The organism is Pseudomonas sp. SP16.1, from assembly GCF_052682975.1.
In genome coordinates this window covers 724,782-743,034 of record NZ_JBQYFZ010000001.1, presented here as the reverse complement: position 1 = coordinate 743,034, position 18,253 = coordinate 724,782, and the positions used below count along the sequence as shown (strand labels likewise).

General features: G+C 62.8%; 18 protein-coding genes. 11 read left to right on the top strand and 7 right to left on the bottom strand.

The features are described 5' to 3' along the window. Window positions 1–104: 104 nt before the first annotated feature. The 4 genes from ACUTAF_RS03780 to ACUTAF_RS03765 all read right to left on the bottom strand — a co-directional run bounded on the left by ACUTAF_RS03780 (window position 105) and on the right by ACUTAF_RS03765 (window position 5,098). Window positions 105–1,937, bottom strand: coding sequence for a GldG family protein (locus ACUTAF_RS03780; RefSeq protein ID WP_445578719.1), 1,833 nt, complete (start codon window positions 1,935–1,937; stop codon window positions 105–107). Window positions 1,938–1,946: 9 nt separating this feature from the next. Then, on the bottom strand, window positions 1,947–2,678 hold the full coding sequence (locus ACUTAF_RS03775; RefSeq protein WP_445578718.1) for an ABC transporter permease subunit: 732 nt from the start codon (window positions 2,676–2,678) through the stop codon (window positions 1,947–1,949). Beyond that, the gene (locus tag ACUTAF_RS03770; RefSeq protein ID WP_445578717.1) at window positions 2,675–3,598 is read right to left on the bottom strand and encodes an ABC transporter ATP-binding protein; all 924 of its coding nucleotides are present in this window, start codon (window positions 3,596–3,598) and stop codon (window positions 2,675–2,677) included. Before ACUTAF_RS03770 ends, ACUTAF_RS03775 begins: the two co-directional genes overlap by 4 nt. Window positions 3,599–4,132: 534 nt before the next feature. Continuing rightward, entirely contained in the window at window positions 4,133–5,098 is a 966-nt protein-coding gene (locus ACUTAF_RS03765; RefSeq protein ID WP_445578716.1) for an integron integrase, read from the bottom strand. A gap of 145 nt (window positions 5,099–5,243) precedes the next feature. Here ACUTAF_RS03765 and ACUTAF_RS03760 point away from each other — a divergent pair, with 145 nt between their 5' ends. The 10 genes from ACUTAF_RS03760 (at window position 5,244) to ACUTAF_RS03715 (ending at window position 11,623) form a co-directional block, all read left to right on the top strand. Next, entirely contained in the window at window positions 5,244–5,654 is a 411-nt protein-coding gene (locus tag ACUTAF_RS03760) for a lysozyme inhibitor LprI family protein (RefSeq protein ID WP_445578715.1), read from the top strand. A gap of 87 nt (window positions 5,655–5,741) precedes the next feature. Next, a complete protein-coding gene (locus tag ACUTAF_RS03755; protein ID WP_445578714.1) occupies window positions 5,742–6,341 on the top strand; it encodes a hypothetical protein in 600 nt (199 codons plus the stop codon). A 216-nt stretch (window positions 6,342–6,557) separates the two neighbouring features. Continuing rightward, window positions 6,558–7,730 (top strand): colicin E3/pyocin S6 family cytotoxin, encoded by a 1,173-nt coding sequence (locus ACUTAF_RS03750; protein ID WP_445578713.1) that lies wholly within the window; start codon window positions 6,558–6,560, stop codon window positions 7,728–7,730. Further along, window positions 7,727–7,957 carry a DUF7683 domain-containing protein gene (locus tag ACUTAF_RS03745; protein WP_445578712.1) on the top strand — a complete coding sequence of 77 codons (231 nt, stop codon included), beginning with the start codon at window positions 7,727–7,729 and terminating at the stop codon, window positions 7,955–7,957. The genes ACUTAF_RS03750 and ACUTAF_RS03745 overlap by 4 nt, the downstream gene beginning before the upstream one ends. Window positions 7,958–8,039: 82 nt before the next feature. Continuing rightward, on the top strand, window positions 8,040–8,453 hold the full coding sequence (locus ACUTAF_RS03740; RefSeq protein ID WP_445578711.1) for a hypothetical protein: 414 nt from the start codon (window positions 8,040–8,042) through the stop codon (window positions 8,451–8,453). A gap of 100 nt (window positions 8,454–8,553) precedes the next feature. After that, entirely contained in the window at window positions 8,554–8,853 is a 300-nt protein-coding gene (locus tag ACUTAF_RS03735) for a GIY-YIG nuclease family protein (protein WP_445578710.1), read from the top strand. A 95-nt stretch (window positions 8,854–8,948) separates the two neighbouring features. Then, window positions 8,949–9,272, top strand: a complete 324-nt coding sequence (locus tag ACUTAF_RS03730; RefSeq protein ID WP_445578709.1) for a DUF2834 domain-containing protein — start codon at window positions 8,949–8,951, stop codon at window positions 9,270–9,272. A 95-nt stretch (window positions 9,273–9,367) separates the two neighbouring features. After that, window positions 9,368–9,661, top strand: coding sequence for a hypothetical protein (locus ACUTAF_RS03725; protein ID WP_445578708.1), 294 nt, complete (start codon window positions 9,368–9,370; stop codon window positions 9,659–9,661). Between the two features lie 244 nt (window positions 9,662–9,905). After that, window positions 9,906–10,331, top strand: coding sequence for a DUF2231 domain-containing protein (locus ACUTAF_RS03720; RefSeq protein ID WP_445578707.1), 426 nt, complete (start codon window positions 9,906–9,908; stop codon window positions 10,329–10,331). Then, the gene (locus tag ACUTAF_RS03715) at window positions 10,328–11,623 is read left to right on the top strand and encodes a PQQ-dependent sugar dehydrogenase (RefSeq protein ID WP_445578706.1); all 1,296 of its coding nucleotides are present in this window, start codon (window positions 10,328–10,330) and stop codon (window positions 11,621–11,623) included. Before ACUTAF_RS03720 ends, ACUTAF_RS03715 begins: the two co-directional genes overlap by 4 nt. A 108-nt stretch (window positions 11,624–11,731) precedes the next feature. Here ACUTAF_RS03715 and ACUTAF_RS03710 read toward each other — a convergent pair whose 3' ends face one another. The 3 genes from ACUTAF_RS03710 to ACUTAF_RS03700 are packed head-to-tail and all read right to left on the bottom strand — an operon-like array spanning window position 11,732 to window position 14,391. Beyond that, window positions 11,732–12,997: an EAL domain-containing protein gene (locus tag ACUTAF_RS03710; protein ID WP_445578705.1), complete on the bottom strand. Its 1,266-nt coding sequence runs from the start codon at window positions 12,995–12,997 to the stop codon at window positions 11,732–11,734. Window positions 12,998–13,009: 12 nt separating this feature from the next. Next, window positions 13,010–13,840 carry a nitrate- and nitrite sensing domain-containing protein gene (locus ACUTAF_RS03705; RefSeq protein ID WP_445578704.1) on the bottom strand — a complete coding sequence of 277 codons (831 nt, stop codon included), beginning with the start codon at window positions 13,838–13,840 and terminating at the stop codon, window positions 13,010–13,012. Window positions 13,841–13,845: 5 nt separating this feature from the next. Then, complete coding sequence (locus tag ACUTAF_RS03700) at window positions 13,846–14,391, bottom strand: methyl-accepting chemotaxis protein (protein WP_445582397.1); 546 nt, start codon at window positions 14,389–14,391, stop codon at window positions 13,846–13,848. 1,168 nt (window positions 14,392–15,559) lie between these two features. Here ACUTAF_RS03700 and plsB point away from each other — a divergent pair. Beyond that, window positions 15,560–18,043, top strand: coding sequence for a glycerol-3-phosphate 1-O-acyltransferase PlsB (gene plsB / locus ACUTAF_RS03695; RefSeq protein ID WP_445578703.1), 2,484 nt, complete (start codon window positions 15,560–15,562; stop codon window positions 18,041–18,043). The last annotated feature ends 210 nt before the right edge of the window (window positions 18,044–18,253 follow it).

Below are 18,253 nucleotides of genomic sequence, written 5' to 3'. Positions count from 1 at the left end.
ATATGAAAAGCGCTATCCACCTACGAACTCGAGGCGTAGCCCGGATGCAATCCGGGGCATGTTCAACCGTTTCCCCCGGATTGCACCCTACGCAACGCATCTCATCAGGCGCGACGACGCCGCCGCCACAGCCACAAGGCCAGCACGCCGAGGGTCAGCAGCGCCGGCACCAGGGCGATGTTGACGATCTTCAGGGTGCGGCCCAGCGCCTCGATATCGGCGTTGAGCTGGTAGCGCACCTCGCGCAGCTCCTTGCGAATCGACAGCTTCTGCTGGATGAAGCTCTGCAGCGCGCTCTGTTGCTCCGGCGTCAGCTCCAGCGCCTGGGTCGGGTCGTCGCTGCGCTGCAGCGCCGCCAGTTGCTGCTCGGTCTCGGCCAGGCGCGCCTGCAGCGCCTGCTCCTTCTCGCGGAAGCGCTGTTCGGCGGCGCGCTGCAACTCTTCCACCACCACGAACGGACGGCTGAAGCGGCCGCGCGAACGCACGCTGATCAGCGCCTCGGAGCCGGCCAGGTTGTCCAGCGCGTTGATCGCGAAGCTGCCGTTATCCGCCCAGGGCTGCGGGATGCGCTGGCCGAAGAAGTCCTGCACCTGCACCCACAGGCGGTCGCTCAAGATATCGGTATCGGCCACGGCGATGACGTTGATGTTGTCCGCCTGCTTGAGACCGTCCTTGCGCCCTTCGATGCCGTCGGGGAAGGCGCTCTGCGCCGGGCCGTCGATGCGCGCGGCGATGGCGTAGCGCTCGCCGGTGGGCTCCAGCTCGCGGATCAGCTCCTCCGGGGTGCTCAGCATGGCGAAGCGCTGGGCGTCGAAGGGCATGGCGTACTCGGAGCTCTGCATCAGCGGGGTGAAGCGGGTCTTGGCGCCTTCGACCGGCTCGAGGATGCCTGCGGTGGCGACGGTGACGCTCTCCAGCCCGGCGGTGGCGATGTCCTCCTGGTCCAGCGCCTTGCGCGGCAGGCTCAGCCAGGCGGCGTGGCGCACCGGGCGCTGACCCTGGCCCATATTCACCGACATGGCGTAGGAACCGTCGCCGAGCACCTTGTCCGGCACCAGGCGCAGGCCCCAGGCCTGGAACAGCGGCTCGATGTTCGAGGCCTTGTCCAGCGCCATCTCGCCCGGCATGTCGCCGCTGTCGGCCTCGGCGAAGGGGTCGACGAACACCATCAGCTTGCCGCCGCGCAGGACGAACTGGTCGATGGCGTACAGGGTCTGCTCGGGCAGGTTCTTCGGATGCACCAGCCACAGCACCGAGACGTTGTCGGGAATCAGGTCGACGTCGGCCTTGAGCTGCTCGATCGAAAACAGCTGGCGCACCTGCTCCAGCACCATCCATGGCGGCGTCGGCTGGCGCGCCATCATGTCGAAGCCACCGGTCATGGGCAGCCCGGAGAGCACGCCGACCACCGGCAGCTCGGGCTTGGCCAGGCTCTGCACCAGGCGGCTCAGTTCGTATTCGAGGTGCTCCTCCTGGTCCAGGGCGAAGAACGGGATCACCTGGGTGTCGTCCAGCGCGTTGGTGCCGGCCAGGCCGAAGTAGATCGAATCCCCGCCCTGCTGCAGGGGGATGCCCTGCAGGCCGAACTCGGCGGCCTTGTCCTCGTCCTCGGAGAAGGGTTCGGGGTCGATGATGTGCAGGCGGATCTTGCCGTTCGCCTGCGCCTGGTAGGCCTTGAGCATCTCCTCCACGCGCTGGGCGTAGGTGCGCAGCGCCGGCAGGTCCTTGGCCACCTTGTCCGAGTAGAAGAAGTACAGGTTGATCGGCTCGTCCAGCTCGCCAAGGATCTGTCTGGTGCCGTCCGAGATGGTGTAGAGCTTCTGCTCGGTCAGGTCCAGGCGCGCACCGCCCAGGCCCAGGCCGGCCAGCAGGTTGAAGGCGAGAAAGGCCGCCGCGATCAGCAGCAGCCCGGCGCCGGAATAGATCAGCTTTTTCATGGGCGCTCCTCAGTCGGCTTTCTTCAGGTCGATGACCACCGCGGTGGCGGTCAGCCAGGCAGCGATCAGCGAGAGGAAATACAGCAGGTCGCGCAAATCGATCACGCCCTTGCTGATGGCGTCGAAGCGCACCAGGAAGCTCAGCGAGGCGATGGCGTCCACCAACCACTGCGGCGCCCAGGCGAAGGCGTCGAGCACCATGGGAAAGCCGCTGACGATAAACAGGAAGCAGGCGCTGACCGCGAGGATGAAGGCGATCACCTGGTTCTTGCTCAGCGCCGACATGCACGAGCCGATGGCGAGATACGCGCCGGCCAGCAGCCAGCTGCCGATATAGCCGGTGGCGATGGCGCCGTTGTCCGGCTCGCCCAGGTAGTTGACCGTGATGATCATCGGGAAGGTCAGCAGCAGCGCGATGCCGGCGAACACCCAGGCGGCGAGGAACTTGCCGGTGACCGCCTCGAAGCGGGTGATCGGCAGGGTCATCAGCAGTTCGATGGAGCCTGACTTGCGCTCCTCTGCCCACAGGCGCATGGCGATCGCCGGCACCAGGAACAAATAGAGCCAGGGGTGGAAGTTGAAGAAGGCCGAGAGGTTGGCCTGGCCACCCTCGAAGAAACCGCCCAGGTAGAAGGTGAACACCCCGGACAGCACCAGGAAGATCACGATGAATACATAGGCCAGCGGCGTGGCGAAGTAGCTCGCCAGCTCGCGCTTGAAGATCACCGGCAACTGGGTCATGGCTGCTCTCCCCGGGTCAGGCTGCGGAACACTTCGTCGAGCCGGCCGCGTTCCACGTTGAGTTCCTTGATCTGCCAGCCGCGCTGGCCGATCAGTGCATTGACCTGCGGGAAGATCACCTCGCCCGGCCTGGCCAGCACGCTGAAGCTGTGCTCCAGATGGTTCTCCTCGATGCCGGCCACCCCCGGCAGCGCGGCCAGGGCGTCCAGGTCCAGCGGCTCGGCGGCCACCAGGGTCACCGCCTGGTGGTAGCGCGAGCGGCTCTCCAGCTCCAGCGGCGTGCCGTCGGCCAGCAGGCGGCCCTGGGCGATCACCACCGCGCGAGTGCACAGCGCCGTGACCTCTTCGAGGATGTGGGTGGAAATGATCACGATCTTGTCGCGCGCCAGGCCCTGGATCAGTTGGCGCACCTGATGCTTCTGGTTGGGATCGAGGCCGTCGGTGGGCTCGTCGAGGATCAGCACGCGCGGATCGTGGAGGATCGCCTGGGCCAGGCCGACGCGGCGCTTGAAGCCCTTGGAGAGCGTCTCGATGCTCTGCTCCAGTACCTTGTCCAGCTCCACCTGGGCCACCGCGCGCTCGACCCGCTGGCGCTTCTCGGCGCCACGGAAGCCGCGCACCTCGGCGATGAAGTCGAGGAAGCCGCGTACCGTCATGTCGCCGTAGCAGGGCGCGCCTTCGGGCAGGTAACCGATCTGCCGCTGGGCCTCGAGGGTCCGGGTCCGGATATCGCAGCCGAGGATGCTCGCCGTGCCGGAGGTCGGCGCGAGAAAGCCGGTGAGCATCTTCATGGTGGTGGATTTGCCGGCGCCGTTGGGGCCGAGAAAGCCCAGCACCTCCCCCGGCTGGACCTGGAACGACAGGTCGTCGACAGCCGTGTGCTGCGCAAAACGCTTGGTCAGGTTTCTTATATCGATCATGGCCTCTCACCAGTGCGGTCAAAGCCTGGCGCGCCGCTCGTGGGCACGAGCCAGGCCTGCAAAAATGCCGGCGGAACTATAAGAAGTCGGACGCGCTGAATGCAACCGAGCGTTGGCCGCGGAGATTTACCGGAGGTTACCGCCGCCCGTCGGCGCGCCCGGGCATACCCTGAAATAGTCGTCATTCCCGCGAAGGCGGGACAGCAGCTTTATCGCTGAACAGCGCTTGCGCTGGCCCGAAGGGGAATAACCCGGAGGCTACGCAGCACCTGGACCAGCGCCTTCGCAGGCGTGGCGGTCAATGGCCTTTTCAGAAGGCCATGTCCCAATTGGCTGTTGCGGCCGTTGGCAGGCCACGACACAGCACCTCAAGGAACCGGCGAACACAGCGTAGGAGCCCCGCCTCGGGGCGAAACGATTGCAGCCATTGCGCACAAGCAGAGGAGTGCACAGCATTCGCCGCGGGGCGCGGCTCCTACGCAAAGCATCGACACCGTGCAACACAATACTGGGACATAGCCTTTCAGAATCGCCTTAGCGATCCAACGGGCTTAGCACCGCCAAACCGCCGCGATTGAGCACATGGGTGTAGATCATGGTGGTCTTCACGTCGGCGTGGCCGAGCAGCTCCTGCACCGTGCGAATGTCCTGGCCCGCCTCCAGCAGGTGGGTGGCGAAGGAATGGCGCAGCGAATGCGGCGTGGCGTGCTTGATCGAACCGGCACGCCGCGCCGCCTCGCGCACCGCACGCTGGATGGTCTTCTCGTGCAGGTGATGGCGGAATATCCCCTGGCCGCGCGGGTCCCGCGAACGATTGAGCGATGGAAAGACGAACTGCCAGCCCCACTCCTTCGCCGCATTGGGATACTTGCGCACCAGGGCGAAAGGCAAGTTGGCCTCGCCAAATCCCTCGGCGAGGTCGCTGCGATGCAGCTGCCGCACCCTGTCGAGATGAAGCCGCAGCGGCTCGACGACGCGCATGGGCAACATGGTCACGCGGTCCTTCTGGCCCTTGCCATCGCGCACCAGAATCTCCCGCCGGGCGAAATCCAGGTCCTTGACCCGCAGCCGCAGCGCCTCCAGCAGACGCAAGCCCGAGCCGTAGAGCAGGTTGGCGACGATCCAGCTCACGCCTTGCAACTGCGCCAGCAAGGCCTCCACCTCGGCGTGAGTCAACACCACCGGCAGATGCTGGGGCTTCTTCGCCCGCGCTATGCCCTGCAACCAGGGCAGATCCAGCTTGAGTACCTCCTTGTAGAGAAACAGCAGCGCGGCCAGGGCCTGGTTCTGCGTCGAGGCGGACACATCGCGCTTGACCGCCAGGTGGGTCAGAAAAGCCTCGATCTCCGCCGCGCCCATCTCCGCCGGATGTCGATAGCGATGGAAGCGGATATAGCGTTTTGCCCACTCGGCATAGACAGTTTCGGTACGGATGGAATAGTTTCTGACTCGAATCTGCTGGCGCAGTTGATCCAGCAGCTTGGGCTTGCCGTCATCCATGTCGCGTTTCTCCCTGAGTGCTGTCGCGTTTGCCGCGACCACCTTCAAGCTAGACAAGGACTTACAAGACGACAAGGAAGGTTATGCGACAGCTGTCGCGTGGAAACGCGACAGCGATGTCGCCTAATTAATAGTTAGGGTAATCATGAACCGAAAATCTGCAGCTACATTTATCTTTGCTGGAGCTTTCGCAGGTATTGCTCATGCAGCCCCAATGAAAGAGAACATATGTAGTTCTGCAACCAATGAAGTAGAGATGTATCAATGCCTCAAGCGTCAACTCAAAAAAGCTGATACCTCCTTAAATCAGTCATACAAGGTACTTGTTGCAAGATACAAAGATAACGGTGCTCCGCAGGCTCAGGGAGCAAAATCTCAAGACGGTTATCTTAAAGAAGCCCAAATTGCATGGATAAAGTTCCGAGATGAAAGCTGCGATTTTGAGACCTATGAGTCAATCACAGGAAGCGGCTTTGGGACAATCTACACTGCTTGCCTTCTAGAAAAGACACAAGAGCGAGTCAAGTATCTGCAATGGTACATCGAGCACCCCTAACAAATGGTTCAAGTCGCTCGCTTCGCTCACTCGGGACCGGCTAAAGCCGGCCCCTTAACCAAACGTTATGCACACAAGGAAGAGGCCATGAGCAAACCTGACATCGCACTGATATATGAAGAAAGCCTTCCAGAAGATCTATTCCAAGATTTCAAAGAGGGACTAAGCAATGACAAAATTAAAGTGTCAGTCGAGTCTAGACCCCCAAGTGGGCCTCAAGCATGCCTAGAATGGTTCATCTTTCCACTTGTAGCCGCGTATATTTCAAAGCCATATTTCGAAGCTTTTTTCGGGGAAATGGGGAAAGATCATTACGCCATTCTCAAGAAAAAGCTTTCTGAAACCACGACAAAAGTTATGTCTCAACCAAAAATTGAGCCAGTGCTTTACGGCACAAAAGGGAAAATCAGTAAAAACAACCCTTACACCTTAGCCTTCGCAATATATGCAGAGGCTAACGACAACCACAGGTTCAAACTACTTATTCCAAAGCCAGCAGATGACAATAATTACAATGAAATTATTGAAATATTCCTAGAGTTTCTATCGGAGTACCATTCTGGTCTAAAAGAACTTAGCGCTATCGGTTTCGACGAAAATAGCAGACCTCCTAGTGGCTTGATTTTTGTATATGTAAACCCTGCCACAAAAACAATAGAGTGGCTTGACCACATGAAGAGCGCATAACAAATGGTTCAAACCGCTCGCTTCGCTCGCTGGGACGGGCTAAAGCCCGCCCCTTAACCAAACGTTATAAGTCAGAGCAAAAAATTGCGTGACTTCAAGTTCGCAAAACCGCCGCGAGATACAAAAAATTAAGCATGACCGTTAAAGCGTGACAACGCGCATGGACTGACCACCACCACGGCGTATCATTTCGCCTTTTTCAAGGAAGATTTCCAGATGAGCGGCTACGTCCCAAATAATAGAGATGAACGAAAGGAGCCACCCGCTCCGCCCTACAACGGAGATTTCGATAAACAACAGCCACGCCCACTCGTTCTGAACGTGGAAGAACCCAAGAAAGCAGCGCCGCTGGCACCACCGGCCGGCTGTGTCTTTGCAAAGCCCTGCACCTTGCCTGACGGCCAAATCGATTATCCACGCACGGCTCCGGCTGAACTCATTAGCCGCTATGGCAAAACAGCTGTACTGGCCGCCAGCAGCGCTAATGCCAACGGTGACTACCCACTGAGTCGCCTATCTGGCGAGTCTATTGCCGGGCTGAGCGGTTTATCGCTTCGCGGCCTTGCCGTAGCGGGATCAGCTGGCGGGGCTGTTGGTGGGGGTAGTGTTGCGGGTGGGGCAGCCTCTTCTGGAGCCGTTATTACAGGCGGTGTCATAGCAAGCACTCTAGTTGGGCTGGTTGCTCTGATGTGGCCCAGCCCAATGGGTAACTCGGATCTCTACACACCTGAGCAGCTCCGCAGAATGACGAGCGCACGCACGAGAGTGCGGTTTCGCATCGAACAGGGAGCTGACGGCACCATCAAAGCCTACGGCTTTCATACAGCCGCCAAGACCGGCTGGGAAATGATCGATGTGGTGCAGTTCACGCCCCAGGGTGAGGAGCAGGTAGCCGATTTCGGCGGTGGAATCACATTAGTCTGGACGCCTGCAGTTGATTCCGTAGACGCGTTAGGCATCCCTCCCCTGAAGGCAGGGCCGCAAGTCCCACCTATTTGGGTTTATCCAGCAACGGATGCAGCTGCGAAAGCGCTGGAAAATCCAATTTACCCGCCCGAGTACAAAGATTTCATCTTGGTCTTCCCGGCTGAATCGGGAATACAGCCGCTGTATGTGGTGATGAGTGTTCCTGGGTTGGGCTATCAACCCGCGCCAACAGCCTTACCCGCCTTCCCTGACGCAGTAAAAGCTAAAAAGAAAACCTCTGTCCAAGGCGGCGGAAAACTCAGACCACGCTGGAAAGACAGCGATGGAAATATTTATGAGTGGGACTTTCAGCATGGTGCAGTAGAGAAATATAACAAGCGTGGAAAGCACCTGGGTGAGTTTGATCATATTACGGGCGAACAGACAAAAGCTGCGGATAGCACAAGGATAATCGAGCCATGAATTATGTCATTGAAGCCTTCGATAAAAATACAGAGACCCTTATTTTCGAGATAGCAATACCAGATGGAAATTTCGAGAGTCTGAAAGCAATAATGGGCTGGTCTAGCATTGAAGACTCTTATTATGGATATGATCTAGATCGCCATCAGCTTTCAAAATTTGAGGACTTGCTTGGGAAAGAGATATTTGACCCCCGCTATGACTTCCAACTGGGTTGCTATGATTGACTTATAACAACTGGTTCAAATCGTTCGCTTCGCTCACTGGGACGGGCTAAAGCCCGCCCCTTAACCAAACGTTAGGTGAAAAATGGATCTTCTATCTCTTTCCATAGGATTTCTATCAGGCGCTCTTACAGGAGCAGCAGGAAATTACCTTGCAGATAAATTCACTGATGCACGCCGCGAGAAAAAAGAGGCCAAGGCATCAGAAAAGCTATGGAAAGACATAGAATTAAGATTCCCTGAAATAATAGAAGAAATGCGTTCAGACATTAGCTCACCTCAAGGCAAAGGTGTTAGAGCCTTCTTTATAAAAGAAAGCAATACAGTAATAGCCTTTACAAGCGAGCCATGCTTCGAGTATCACACCGACAAGCACCCGGAATTGAGAGCGGCAGTTCTGTATCTGGCGCAGCACGGCTTTGTGCAAGACATAACACCAGGAAATACTCCAATGTATCGTATCAACGAGCGCTTGGTCGACTTCCTACGTAACACCTAACTAGTGGTTCAAGTCGTTCGCTTCGCTCACTCGGGACCGGCTAAAGCCGGCCCCTTAACCAAACGTTATACACACTCGCCATCCAACATCGGCGCCGCCTATGAAAGTCATTTACAAAATCACTTACCCGAACGGCAAGATTTACGTTGGCAAAGACTTAACTGGAACGCTAAATTACTTTGGCAGCGCCGACAGCAAGCTGATTGAACGCGACTTCACCCCAGAACAAATGCGCGACTTTACAGTTCGCAAGCAAATTCTCTGGGAGTCCGAAACTGCAACAGACAAGGAAGTAAACGTGAAAGAAGTCGAATTCATAAAAGAACTACAATCAAACAACCCAAGCGTCGGTTACAACCAATGGCCTAAATTCAAGGTCGCACCGCAGCCAGGTGTATAACAATTGGTTCAACTCGCTCGCTCCGCTCACTGGGACGGGCTAAAGCCCGCCCCTTAACCAAACGTTATATTTCACTTCTAGCCAAGGAAGGTGTCATGAAAAAAGTAGCGTTGCCACTAATCGTACTGTTGGCATTCACAACCTACACAGTATTTACAATGTCCCAAGCAGAGCAATCGCTTGTAGACTTCGGCATTGAACTAATGTCCAACCTGGACACCGCGCAAGTCGTCATCGATCTCTACATTCTCGCCACGATGACTTGCATCTGGATGTATCAAGACAACAAATCACGCAACAAACCATTCATCGCCATAGTCCCGTACATCGCAATCACAGCAGTTTTTGCATCCATCGGCCCATTGCTCTACCTTGTCGTCAAAGGTTTCTCAAAGGAGCAAGGTAGCGTCGCAACATAACAATGAGTCAAGTCGTTCGCTGCGCTCCCACCGGCGTGCTCGCAAGCTACGCTCGCGGCCGTCCCTTAACTAAACACTAGGTTTCAGGAGCAGCCATGATTTTCGCCGAACTCGAATACCAAGAAGACTATTGGGATGTTCACGAGGAGTTAAAGAACTACTTATTGCAACACTTCGAGGGCGTCGAATCTGGGCTGCAGTCTGATTCCTGGTTCTGGATAACCATCGATGGGGTCAGGGTTTCGCTGGACACGTTTTCCTCGATGAAGCATCAGATAAAGTCCGACAAACCGGGGCCGCATGTCCAACAGGTACTCGATCTGCTGGAGAGAAGGTTCAGGATCACTATCTACGCACCCTCTGAACCGGAAGGACACGAGAGCTTTTGATGGACAGGCTCGAGCGTTCATCCAAGGCGCTCGCCACGCTCTTTCGCACCCGGCGCACACCAAATTCGCGGTCGTTCCTTAACCGGATGTTGAGACGGTAGACCGCCGCAAGCCGCCCCGCCAAACAACCTGAACTAAGCACGCCCCCCACGATCCCCTTCTTATGCACAGTCAGAGCGAGCCTGGGGGCCTGCGCATCCGCGTCGGCATCGAGCCGGGGTCGCCCCGCGATAAGGAGCCCGCCGTGACCGCCACCATTTCCAGTTACCGAACCACGCCGCACCCGCTGCATGCGAGCCTGCTCGCCGGGACCGTTCCGTTGTTTCTCGGCGCGCTGCTGAGCGATATCGCCTACTACCGCACCTATCAAATTCAGTGGAGCAACTTCTCCGCCTGGTTGATCGCCGGCGGTCTGCTGTTCTGCGGGCTGGCGTTGCTGTTCGCGCTGGTCAACCTGATCCGCGCCGAGCCGCGCAAGGGGCGGCCGCTGAATTACTTTCTCCTGCTCGTGGCGACCTGGGTGCTGGGCTTTTTCAATGCCCTGGAGCATGCCAAGGACGCCTGGGCCACCATGCCGTCCGGCCTGCTGCTGTCGGTGATCGTCACGCTGCTGGCCTGCGCGGCGACCTGGATGGGCCTGAGCAACCTGCGTGCGGGAGGTGCGGCATGAACCGGGCGAACGCATTGGCGGTAATGACGCTGGCGCTGCTGCTCGGCGCCTGCGGTAGCGATGAACACGATTTCGAGCAGACGCTCGGCCCCGCGCCCGAGCTGCCGGAGCCGGAGCGGGGGGTGCTGCCGAGCATGACCATCGCCGAGCCGGCGCCCTGGGGCGAGCAGAAGCCGTCGGTGCCGCAGGGCTACAGCGTCACGGCGATCGCCACCGACCTGAAGATCCCGCGGCAGACGCTGGTGCTGCCCAACGGCGATATCCTGGTGGCCGAAGGCCGCGGCGGCAATGCGGCCAAGCTCAAGCCCAAGGACGTGATCGCCGGCTATATCAAGGCCAGCGGCAATACCAAGGTCAAAGGCGGCGACCGCCTGACCCTGCTGCGCGACGCCGACGGCGACGGCCGCTACGAGCTGCAGACGGTGTTCGCCGACGAGCTCAACGCGCCGTACGGGCTGGCACTGCACGAGAGCAGTCTGTACGTGGCCAACCAGGACGCGCTGCTGCGCTTCGATTACCGGGAGGGCCAGACCGAGGCCAGCGGCCCGCCGAACAAGGTCGCCGACCTGCCCGCCGAGATCAACCATCACTGGACCAAGGCGCTGACCATCAGCGAGGACGGGCGCTTGCTCTATGTCGGCATCGGCTCCAACAGCAATATCACCGAGCGCGGCATGGCGGCGGAGGTCGACCGCGCCATGATCTGGCAGATCGACGCCGCAACCGGCGCCTACAAGCCCTACGCCACCGGCCTGCGCAACCCGATGGCGCTGGCGATCCAGCCGGGCTCCGGGCAGTTGTGGGCGGTGGTCAACGAGCGCGATGAGCTGGGCGAGAACCTGGTTCCGGACTACCTGACCTCGGTGCGCGAAGGTGGTTTCTATGGCTGGCCCTACAGCTACTGGGGGCAGAACCTCGACCCGCGGGTGCGGCCGCAGGACCCGGCCAAGGTCGCCAGCGCCATCGCCCCGGACTACAGCCTGGGCGCGCACGTCGCCGCCCTCGGCCTGGACTTTTCCACGGCGGCCATGGGCGAGGCGTTCGCCGAGGGGGTGTTCGTCGGCGAGCACGGCAGCTGGAACCGCGAGCAGCCGGTCGGCTACAAGGTGGTCTTCGTGCCGTTCCGCGACGGTCGTCCCGCCGGGCCGCCGCAGGACTTCGTGACCGGCTTTCGCAGCGCCGACGGCACCACGCGCGGGCGCCCGGTGGGCGTGACGGTCGATCCGCGCGGTGCGCTGATCGTCGCCGACGACCTGGCCAATACCCTGTGGCGGGTGACTCCCACACCCTGAGCCGGCTGCGATCGGGGCACGAACCAAGCGGGAACGGCTTGAGCGCGCCGCGGACAACCGCGGGCCTTGCTCCGCGACGTGGCGAGCTCGCCCCCGCCGGACGGGATCTCAGCGCTCCGGCCAGTCCAGGTCGCAGCAGAACACGTGCAGCCGGTCGAGGACCCTGACGGTCTGCGACAGGGTGATGCACAGACGCGAGTCGGCCACCGACAGGTAAGGCTGGCTGACCTGCACCACGCCCGGTTGCTTCAGGGCCCGGTAGTGGTAGTGGCGGTGCGACCAGTTGGCGTTGTCGCCGCACAGCAAGGGGGCGAAGCGCAGGTTCAGCCGCTGCTGGTAGTGCGGCGCACAGACGTTGGGCGACACCTGGTAACCCGCTTCGTCGAGCAGATAGCAGCGCACCGCGCGCGGGTCGGCGAACAGCAGGCCGCAGCTCCGGGTGAACTGCCGGTGCCGGGCGAATTCCGCCACGGCCTGGCGGAACAGGTCTTCCACCTCCCGCGAATAGTGCTGCAGGTCGGCGCGGCGCTTGACGTTCTGCCATTGCTGGCCGCGCAGCAGGCCGGCGAAGCGCTCGGCCACGCCCGGCGGCTCGCCGATGCGCGGCTGCGGCCTGGCGAAGTAGTAGCCCTGGACCATGTCGGCGTTGGCGGCGATGGCCAGCAGGGCCTCGTGCTCGGTCTCCACGCCCTCGACCACCACCAGGCTGCCGGCCTCGTGCAGCAGGCTGACCAGGCCGTTGAGGATCCGCTCGACGCGCCGCGAGCCGCTGGCGTCCTGGATCAGGCGGCGGTCGATCTTGACGATGTCGGGCTGCAGATCCCAGATGCGGTCGAAGTTGGAATGGCCGGCGCCGAAGTCGTCGATGGCGATCAGGCAGCCGAGTTCGCGGAAGTAGTGGATGAAGCGCCGCAGCTGGTCCTGGTCGCGCACCTCGCTCTCGATGATCTCGATGACCAGCCGCTGCGCGGCGATGCCGGCGCTGTGCAGCAGGTCGCGGGTGAAGCCGATGTCCGGGCGTTCGCTGACCAGGTACTGCGAGTTCAGGTTGAGGAACAGCCAGGCCTGGCCGCTGTCCTGGCGGGCGAAGTTGTGCACGTGCAGGGTGCGGCAGCTGCGGTCCAGCTCCAGGCAGGCGCGGCCATCGTCCGGCATGGCCAGCAAGGCCGCCGGCGACTCCATGCTGCCATCGTCGTGCCAGGCGCGGATCAGGCCTTCGTAGCCCACCGCGCGGCCGTGGGCGACGCTGAAGATCGGCTGGAAATGGCTGCCCAGCGACAGGCCGCGGTAGCACGTGCGCAACATCGGATCGACCGCGGCAGCCGGCTGGGCGAGGCTGGCGCGGACAGGCGAAGGTAGGGCGGCGGTCGGCACGCTGAGTTCTCCCTAGCGCTGTGGCTGCAGCTGCTGCAACGCCGTGTCGACCAGGGCCAGCAGTTCGTCGATGGCCCGGGTGGCGTGCTGGAAGTAGGTCCGGGCGGCGATGGCCGGCTGCTCCTGGCCGAGCAGCTCCTGCTCGATGCAGAGCAGGAAGTCCTCGATCACCCGCTGGCGCTGGGCCAGGCGGAACAGCTCGCGCTGCGGCTGCAGGGTGGCGAAGGCGGCGCCGGCCAGCTGCTCGATCTTCTGGTAGAGAAAGCGCAGCCGTACCCGCTGCTCGGCGCTGCTGCTGCCGGCGGCGGCGATGCCGGTGCCCAGCGCGCGAGCTTGGCCGGCCCATTCCGCCGCCTGCACCACCTCGCGCCAGATGCAGGGCAGGTAGCCGAGGCTGGCGCGGCCCTCGCTGAGGTCGACTTCGCTGGCGACGTCCTCCATCAGGAAGATGGCGTTGCGGATGATCAGGTGATGCTGCGCCAGGTTGTTGGCCGCATCGCCACCGCGCCCCTCGCGCAGGCGCGACCAGTGGTCGATCAGGCTGGCCCAGGCGTCGCGATGGCTGCCGCCGAACTCCCCGGCGGCGCGGATCTGCTGGTCCAGCGTGTGCCGCGTGGCGGCCAGCTCCTGGCTCATGCCGGCATCGCCGCAGAGCACGCCGTTGCTCAGGCCGCGATGGCGCTGCAAGCCGGCGATCAGCGCGCGCAGCAGGGCCAGCTGGCGGACGTTCGAGCGAATGTGCGCCCGCTTCTGCCGCAGCAGGCGCCGATGCAGGCCGTAGAAGGCCAGCGCCAGTGCGGCCAGGGCGGCGGCGGCGAGCGCCAGTCCGTGCAATCCATCCATGGTCGTTACCCCGTCAGATGCGCCAGATGATGGGCGATGGTGCGGGCCTGGTCGGCCGCCTTGAGGTTGTCGGCGTTGCCCTGGCGGACGCGGTCGGCCAGCTCGGCGATCTCCGCCACGGCCTTGCCCTGTTGCTCGGTGCTGACGGCGACCTGGTCGACCTGCTCGGTCAGTTGCCGGGTGCACTGCTGGACCCGGTCGAGCAGGCTGCACACCGCCTCGGAGCTGCGCGCGCTGCGTTGCGCCAGCTCGCTGAGGCCGGCGACCTGCACGGTGGCGCCCTGGATGTGCTGCCGCACCGAGTCGATATTGCGGCTGATCTCCGCCGCCGATTCCTGGCTGTGCTGGGCCAGGCGGCGCACCTCGTCGGCCACCACGGCGAAGCCGCGGCCGCTCTCGCCGGCGCGGGCGGCCTCGATCGCCGCGTTCAGCGCCAGCAGGTTGGTCTGCTCGGCGATGCCGCGGATGGTGCCGGACATCTCGTTGATGGTGTGCGAGTTGCTGCTGAGCTGCAGGATCAGCTGGTCGGTGGCCTGGGCCTGGCGGGTCATCTCCGCGACCTGCTGCACCAGTTCGGTAAGCCGGCCGATGCCGTCGGTCAATTGCTCGCTGGCCACCAGGCTGCTGCGGCGCGATTCGTCGGCCAGCGCCGCGACCTGGACGATGCTCACGTTCAGTTGCTCGACGGCGGCCGCCGCCAGGCTCGCCGCGTCACTCTGGCTCTCGGCGTTGCGCGTCACCAGCACGGCGCTCTGCTCGAGTTCCTGCGAGGAGTGGGAGATTTCGTCCAGACGCTGTTGCAGCAGCTGTTGCTGGCGGCGCTCACGCTGCAGCCACTGCTGCAGGCTGCGGCCGAGCGGTTGGAGCAACGGCCAGTCGGGCGCGCCCGCAGGCTCCTGGCCGGCCTGCCGGGCGCAGTCGTCGCAGTAGCCCTGCAGCTGCAGCAGCTCGTGCCACAGCAGCCACAGGCTGCAAAGCGCCAGGTAGGCCAGCAGGGTCCAGGCCAGCGCGACGGGGCTCGCCGGCATCCACAGCGCCAGGGCGCCGCTGGCCAGGGCGACGCCGAGCAGGGCGCGCAGCATGCCGACGACGCCCAGTTCGCGCAGCAACAGCAGCGCGGGGTAGCTAAGCCACTTCATCAGTCCGTTTCTCCACCGGTCGCCGCGGATACGGCTGGAACCCGGCTACCTGTTGCGAGTTGCCCGGCGCAGTGGCCCGACAGCTCAAAAAAAACGCCCGAAGCCCCGCGGAGAAAGCCGCAGTGGGTTCAGGCGCCGTTGCCTTGCAGGAGCGAGTCCTGCGCTTGTGTTCCGCTGGTAGCGGGCTCGTTGCAGAAAAGATGCCAGCGTGCCCGTCGCGCCTTGGCGCGGCATCCGGCCAGCATGGGCGCGGCCGTGAGGCAGCAACTGCTCACCACAATGGTGCGTGGACGTGGGTGGGCGGCGCGAATATCGCTCACGCTAGCGAGTCGCGGCGCTTGCGCCTGGTAGAGTGCGCCGCGCGCGCCGCCGCAACCGAGGCGATCCCGCTGCGCATGGCGCAGAGGCCGTAGGGTGGATGTCGCCTTTTACATCCACCAAAGCGGTGCATCGGTGAAGCGCGATCCCCCCTGCGGATGCGTGGCCGCGCCGGGCGAGAATTTTGCCCGTCGCCCGGCCTTGCGGCACACTAGCGCCCTTCCCGAGCAATCGCTCGTTTTGCCATGCAAGCAGAGTCCGTATGACCCGTTCCCCCTTCCGCCGCCTCGCCTTCGGGGCGCTGCGCCGCCTGCTGTACCTCTGGGTACGCTCGGAAACCATCAACCAGTCCGCCTTCACCCTCAGGCTCGACCGCAGCAAGCCGGTGTTCTACGTGCTGCAGCAGCCCTCGGTGAGCGACCTGGCGGTGGTCGACCGCGAGTGCAGCAAGGCCGGCCTGCCGCGCCCGGTGTTGCCGGTGGCGGTCGGGGAACATGTCGAGCCGGCGGCCTTCTTCTACCTGACGCCGGAGCCGGACTGGTTCGGCCGCCAGGACAAGCGCGGCATCTCGCCGACCCTGGACCGGGTGGTCGCCGCCCTCTCCCGCCACGCGGTGGACGATGCGCAGATCGTGCCGGTCAGCGTGTTCTGGGGGCAGTCGCCGGATCGCGAGACCAGCGCCTGGAAGCTGCTGTTCGCCGACAGCTGGGCGGTGACCGGGCGCCTGCGCCGGCTGGTGAGCATCCTGATCCTGGGGCGCAAGACCCGCGTGCAGTTCTCCACCCCGATTCACCTGCGCGAGCTGGTCGAGCAGGACAAGGGCCAGGAGCGCACCCTGCGCATGGTCCATCGCATCCTGCGCGTGCATTTTCGCAACCAGAAGGCCGCGGTGATCGGCCCGGACGTGTCGCACCGGCGCAACCTGGTCAAGGGCCTGGTGCACGACCCGCTGGTGCGCCAGGCGATTGCCGAGGAAGCCGAGCGCGAGAAGATCAGCCTGGAGAAGGCCGAAGCCCAGGCGCTGCGCTACGGCAACGAGATCGCCTCGGACTACACCTACACGGTGATCCGCTTCCTCGAACTGGTGCTTTCCTGGTTCTGGAACAAGATCTACGACGGCGTCAAAGTGCACAACATCGAGGGCGTGCGCGACATCGCCCAGGGCCACGAGGTGATCTACGTGCCCTGCCACCGCAGCCATATCGACTACCTGCTGCTGTCCTACCTGCTGTTCACCAACGGCCTGACGCCACCGCACATCGCCGCCGGGATCAACCTCAACATGCCGGTGATCGGCGGCCTGCTGCGCCGCGGCGGCGCCTTCTTCATGCGCCGCACCTTCAAGGGCAACCCGCTGTACACCGCGGTGTTCAACGAATACCTGCACACCCTGTTCAGCAAGGGCTTCCCGGTCGAATACTTCATCGAGGGCGGCCGCTCGCGCACCGGGCGCATGCTGCGGCCGAAGACCGGCATGCTGGCCATCACCCTGCGCAGCTTCCTGCGCTCGCATCGCCTGCCCATCGTTTTCGTGCCGGTGTACATCGGCTACGAGCGGGTACTGGAGGGGCGCACCTACCTGGGCGAGCTGCGCGGCGCGAGCAAGAAGAAGGAGTCGATCTTCGACCTGTTCAAGGTGCTCGGCGCGCTCAAGCAGCGCTTCGGCCAGGTCTCGGTGAACTTCGGCGAGCCGATCAAGCTGGCCGAATTCCTCGACCAGCAGCAGCCGGACTGGCGCAGCCAGGAGCTGGCGCCGCAGTTCCGCCCGAGCTGGCTCAACGAGGCGACCAATCGCCTCGGCGAGCGGGTGGCGCGTCACCTCAACGAGGCGGCGGCGATCAACCCGGTCAACCTGGTGGCGCTGGCGCTGCTGTCGACCAGCAGGCTGGCGCTGGACGACCGCGCCCTGGCTCGGGTGCTCGACCTCTACCTGGCGCTGCTGCGCGCGGTGCCCTACTCGCCGCACACCACCTTGCCGGACGGCGACGGCGCGGCGCTGATCGAGCACGTCAAGGGCATGCAGCTGCTGGCCGAGCAGAAGGACGCCCTCGGCAAGATCCTCTATCTGGACGAGCAGAACGCCGTCCTGATGACCTACTACCGCAACAACGTGCTGCATATCTTCGCCCTGCCGGCGCTGCTGGCGAGCTTCTTCCAGAGCAGCGCGCGGATCAGCCGCGAGCAGATCCTGCGCTTCACCGGCGCGCTGTATCCCTACCTGCAGGCAGAGCTGTTTATCCGCTGGGAGCAGGACGAGCTGGAAGGCGTGATCGACCAGTGGCTGGCGGCCTTCGTCGAGCAGGGCCTGCTCAAGATCGAGGGCGACGTGTACCTGCGCCCGGCGCCCAGCTCGCGCCAGTTCGTGCTGCTGACCCTGCTGTCGCGCTCGGTGGCGCAGACCCTGCAGCGTTTCTACATGGCCATCGCTCTGTTGCTCAACGCCGGGCAGAACGCGATCAGCGCCGAGGAGCTGGAAGACCTGTGCACGGTGATGGCCCAGCGCCTGTCGATCCTGCATGGGCTGAATGCGCCGGAGTTCTTCGACAAGAGCCTGTTCCGCCACTTCATCCAAAGCCTGCTGGACCAGGGCGTGCTGCGCCAGGACGAAGCCGGCAAGCTCAGCCACCACCCGCTGCTCGGCGAGCTGGCCGAAGGCGCCGCCAAGCGCGTGCTGCCGGCGGAGATTCGCCTGTCGATCCGCCAGGTGGCGCTCGATCGCAACGAGGACGAGCCGGCAGCGCCCTGATTGTCGTCGTAGGGTGGATGTCGCCTTTTACATCCACCAGAGCGGTGGATCGGTGAAGCGTGATCCACCCTACCCGCCGGGTCGCAATGGCGACGAGCCGCAGGGTGCGCCGCGACAGATTCATCTCATCCGCCCCGGATTTCATCCGGGCTACACATAAAAACCCGCCGTGCGCGGAAACGCAGGGCGGGTTCGTTCTTACCGCGTGAA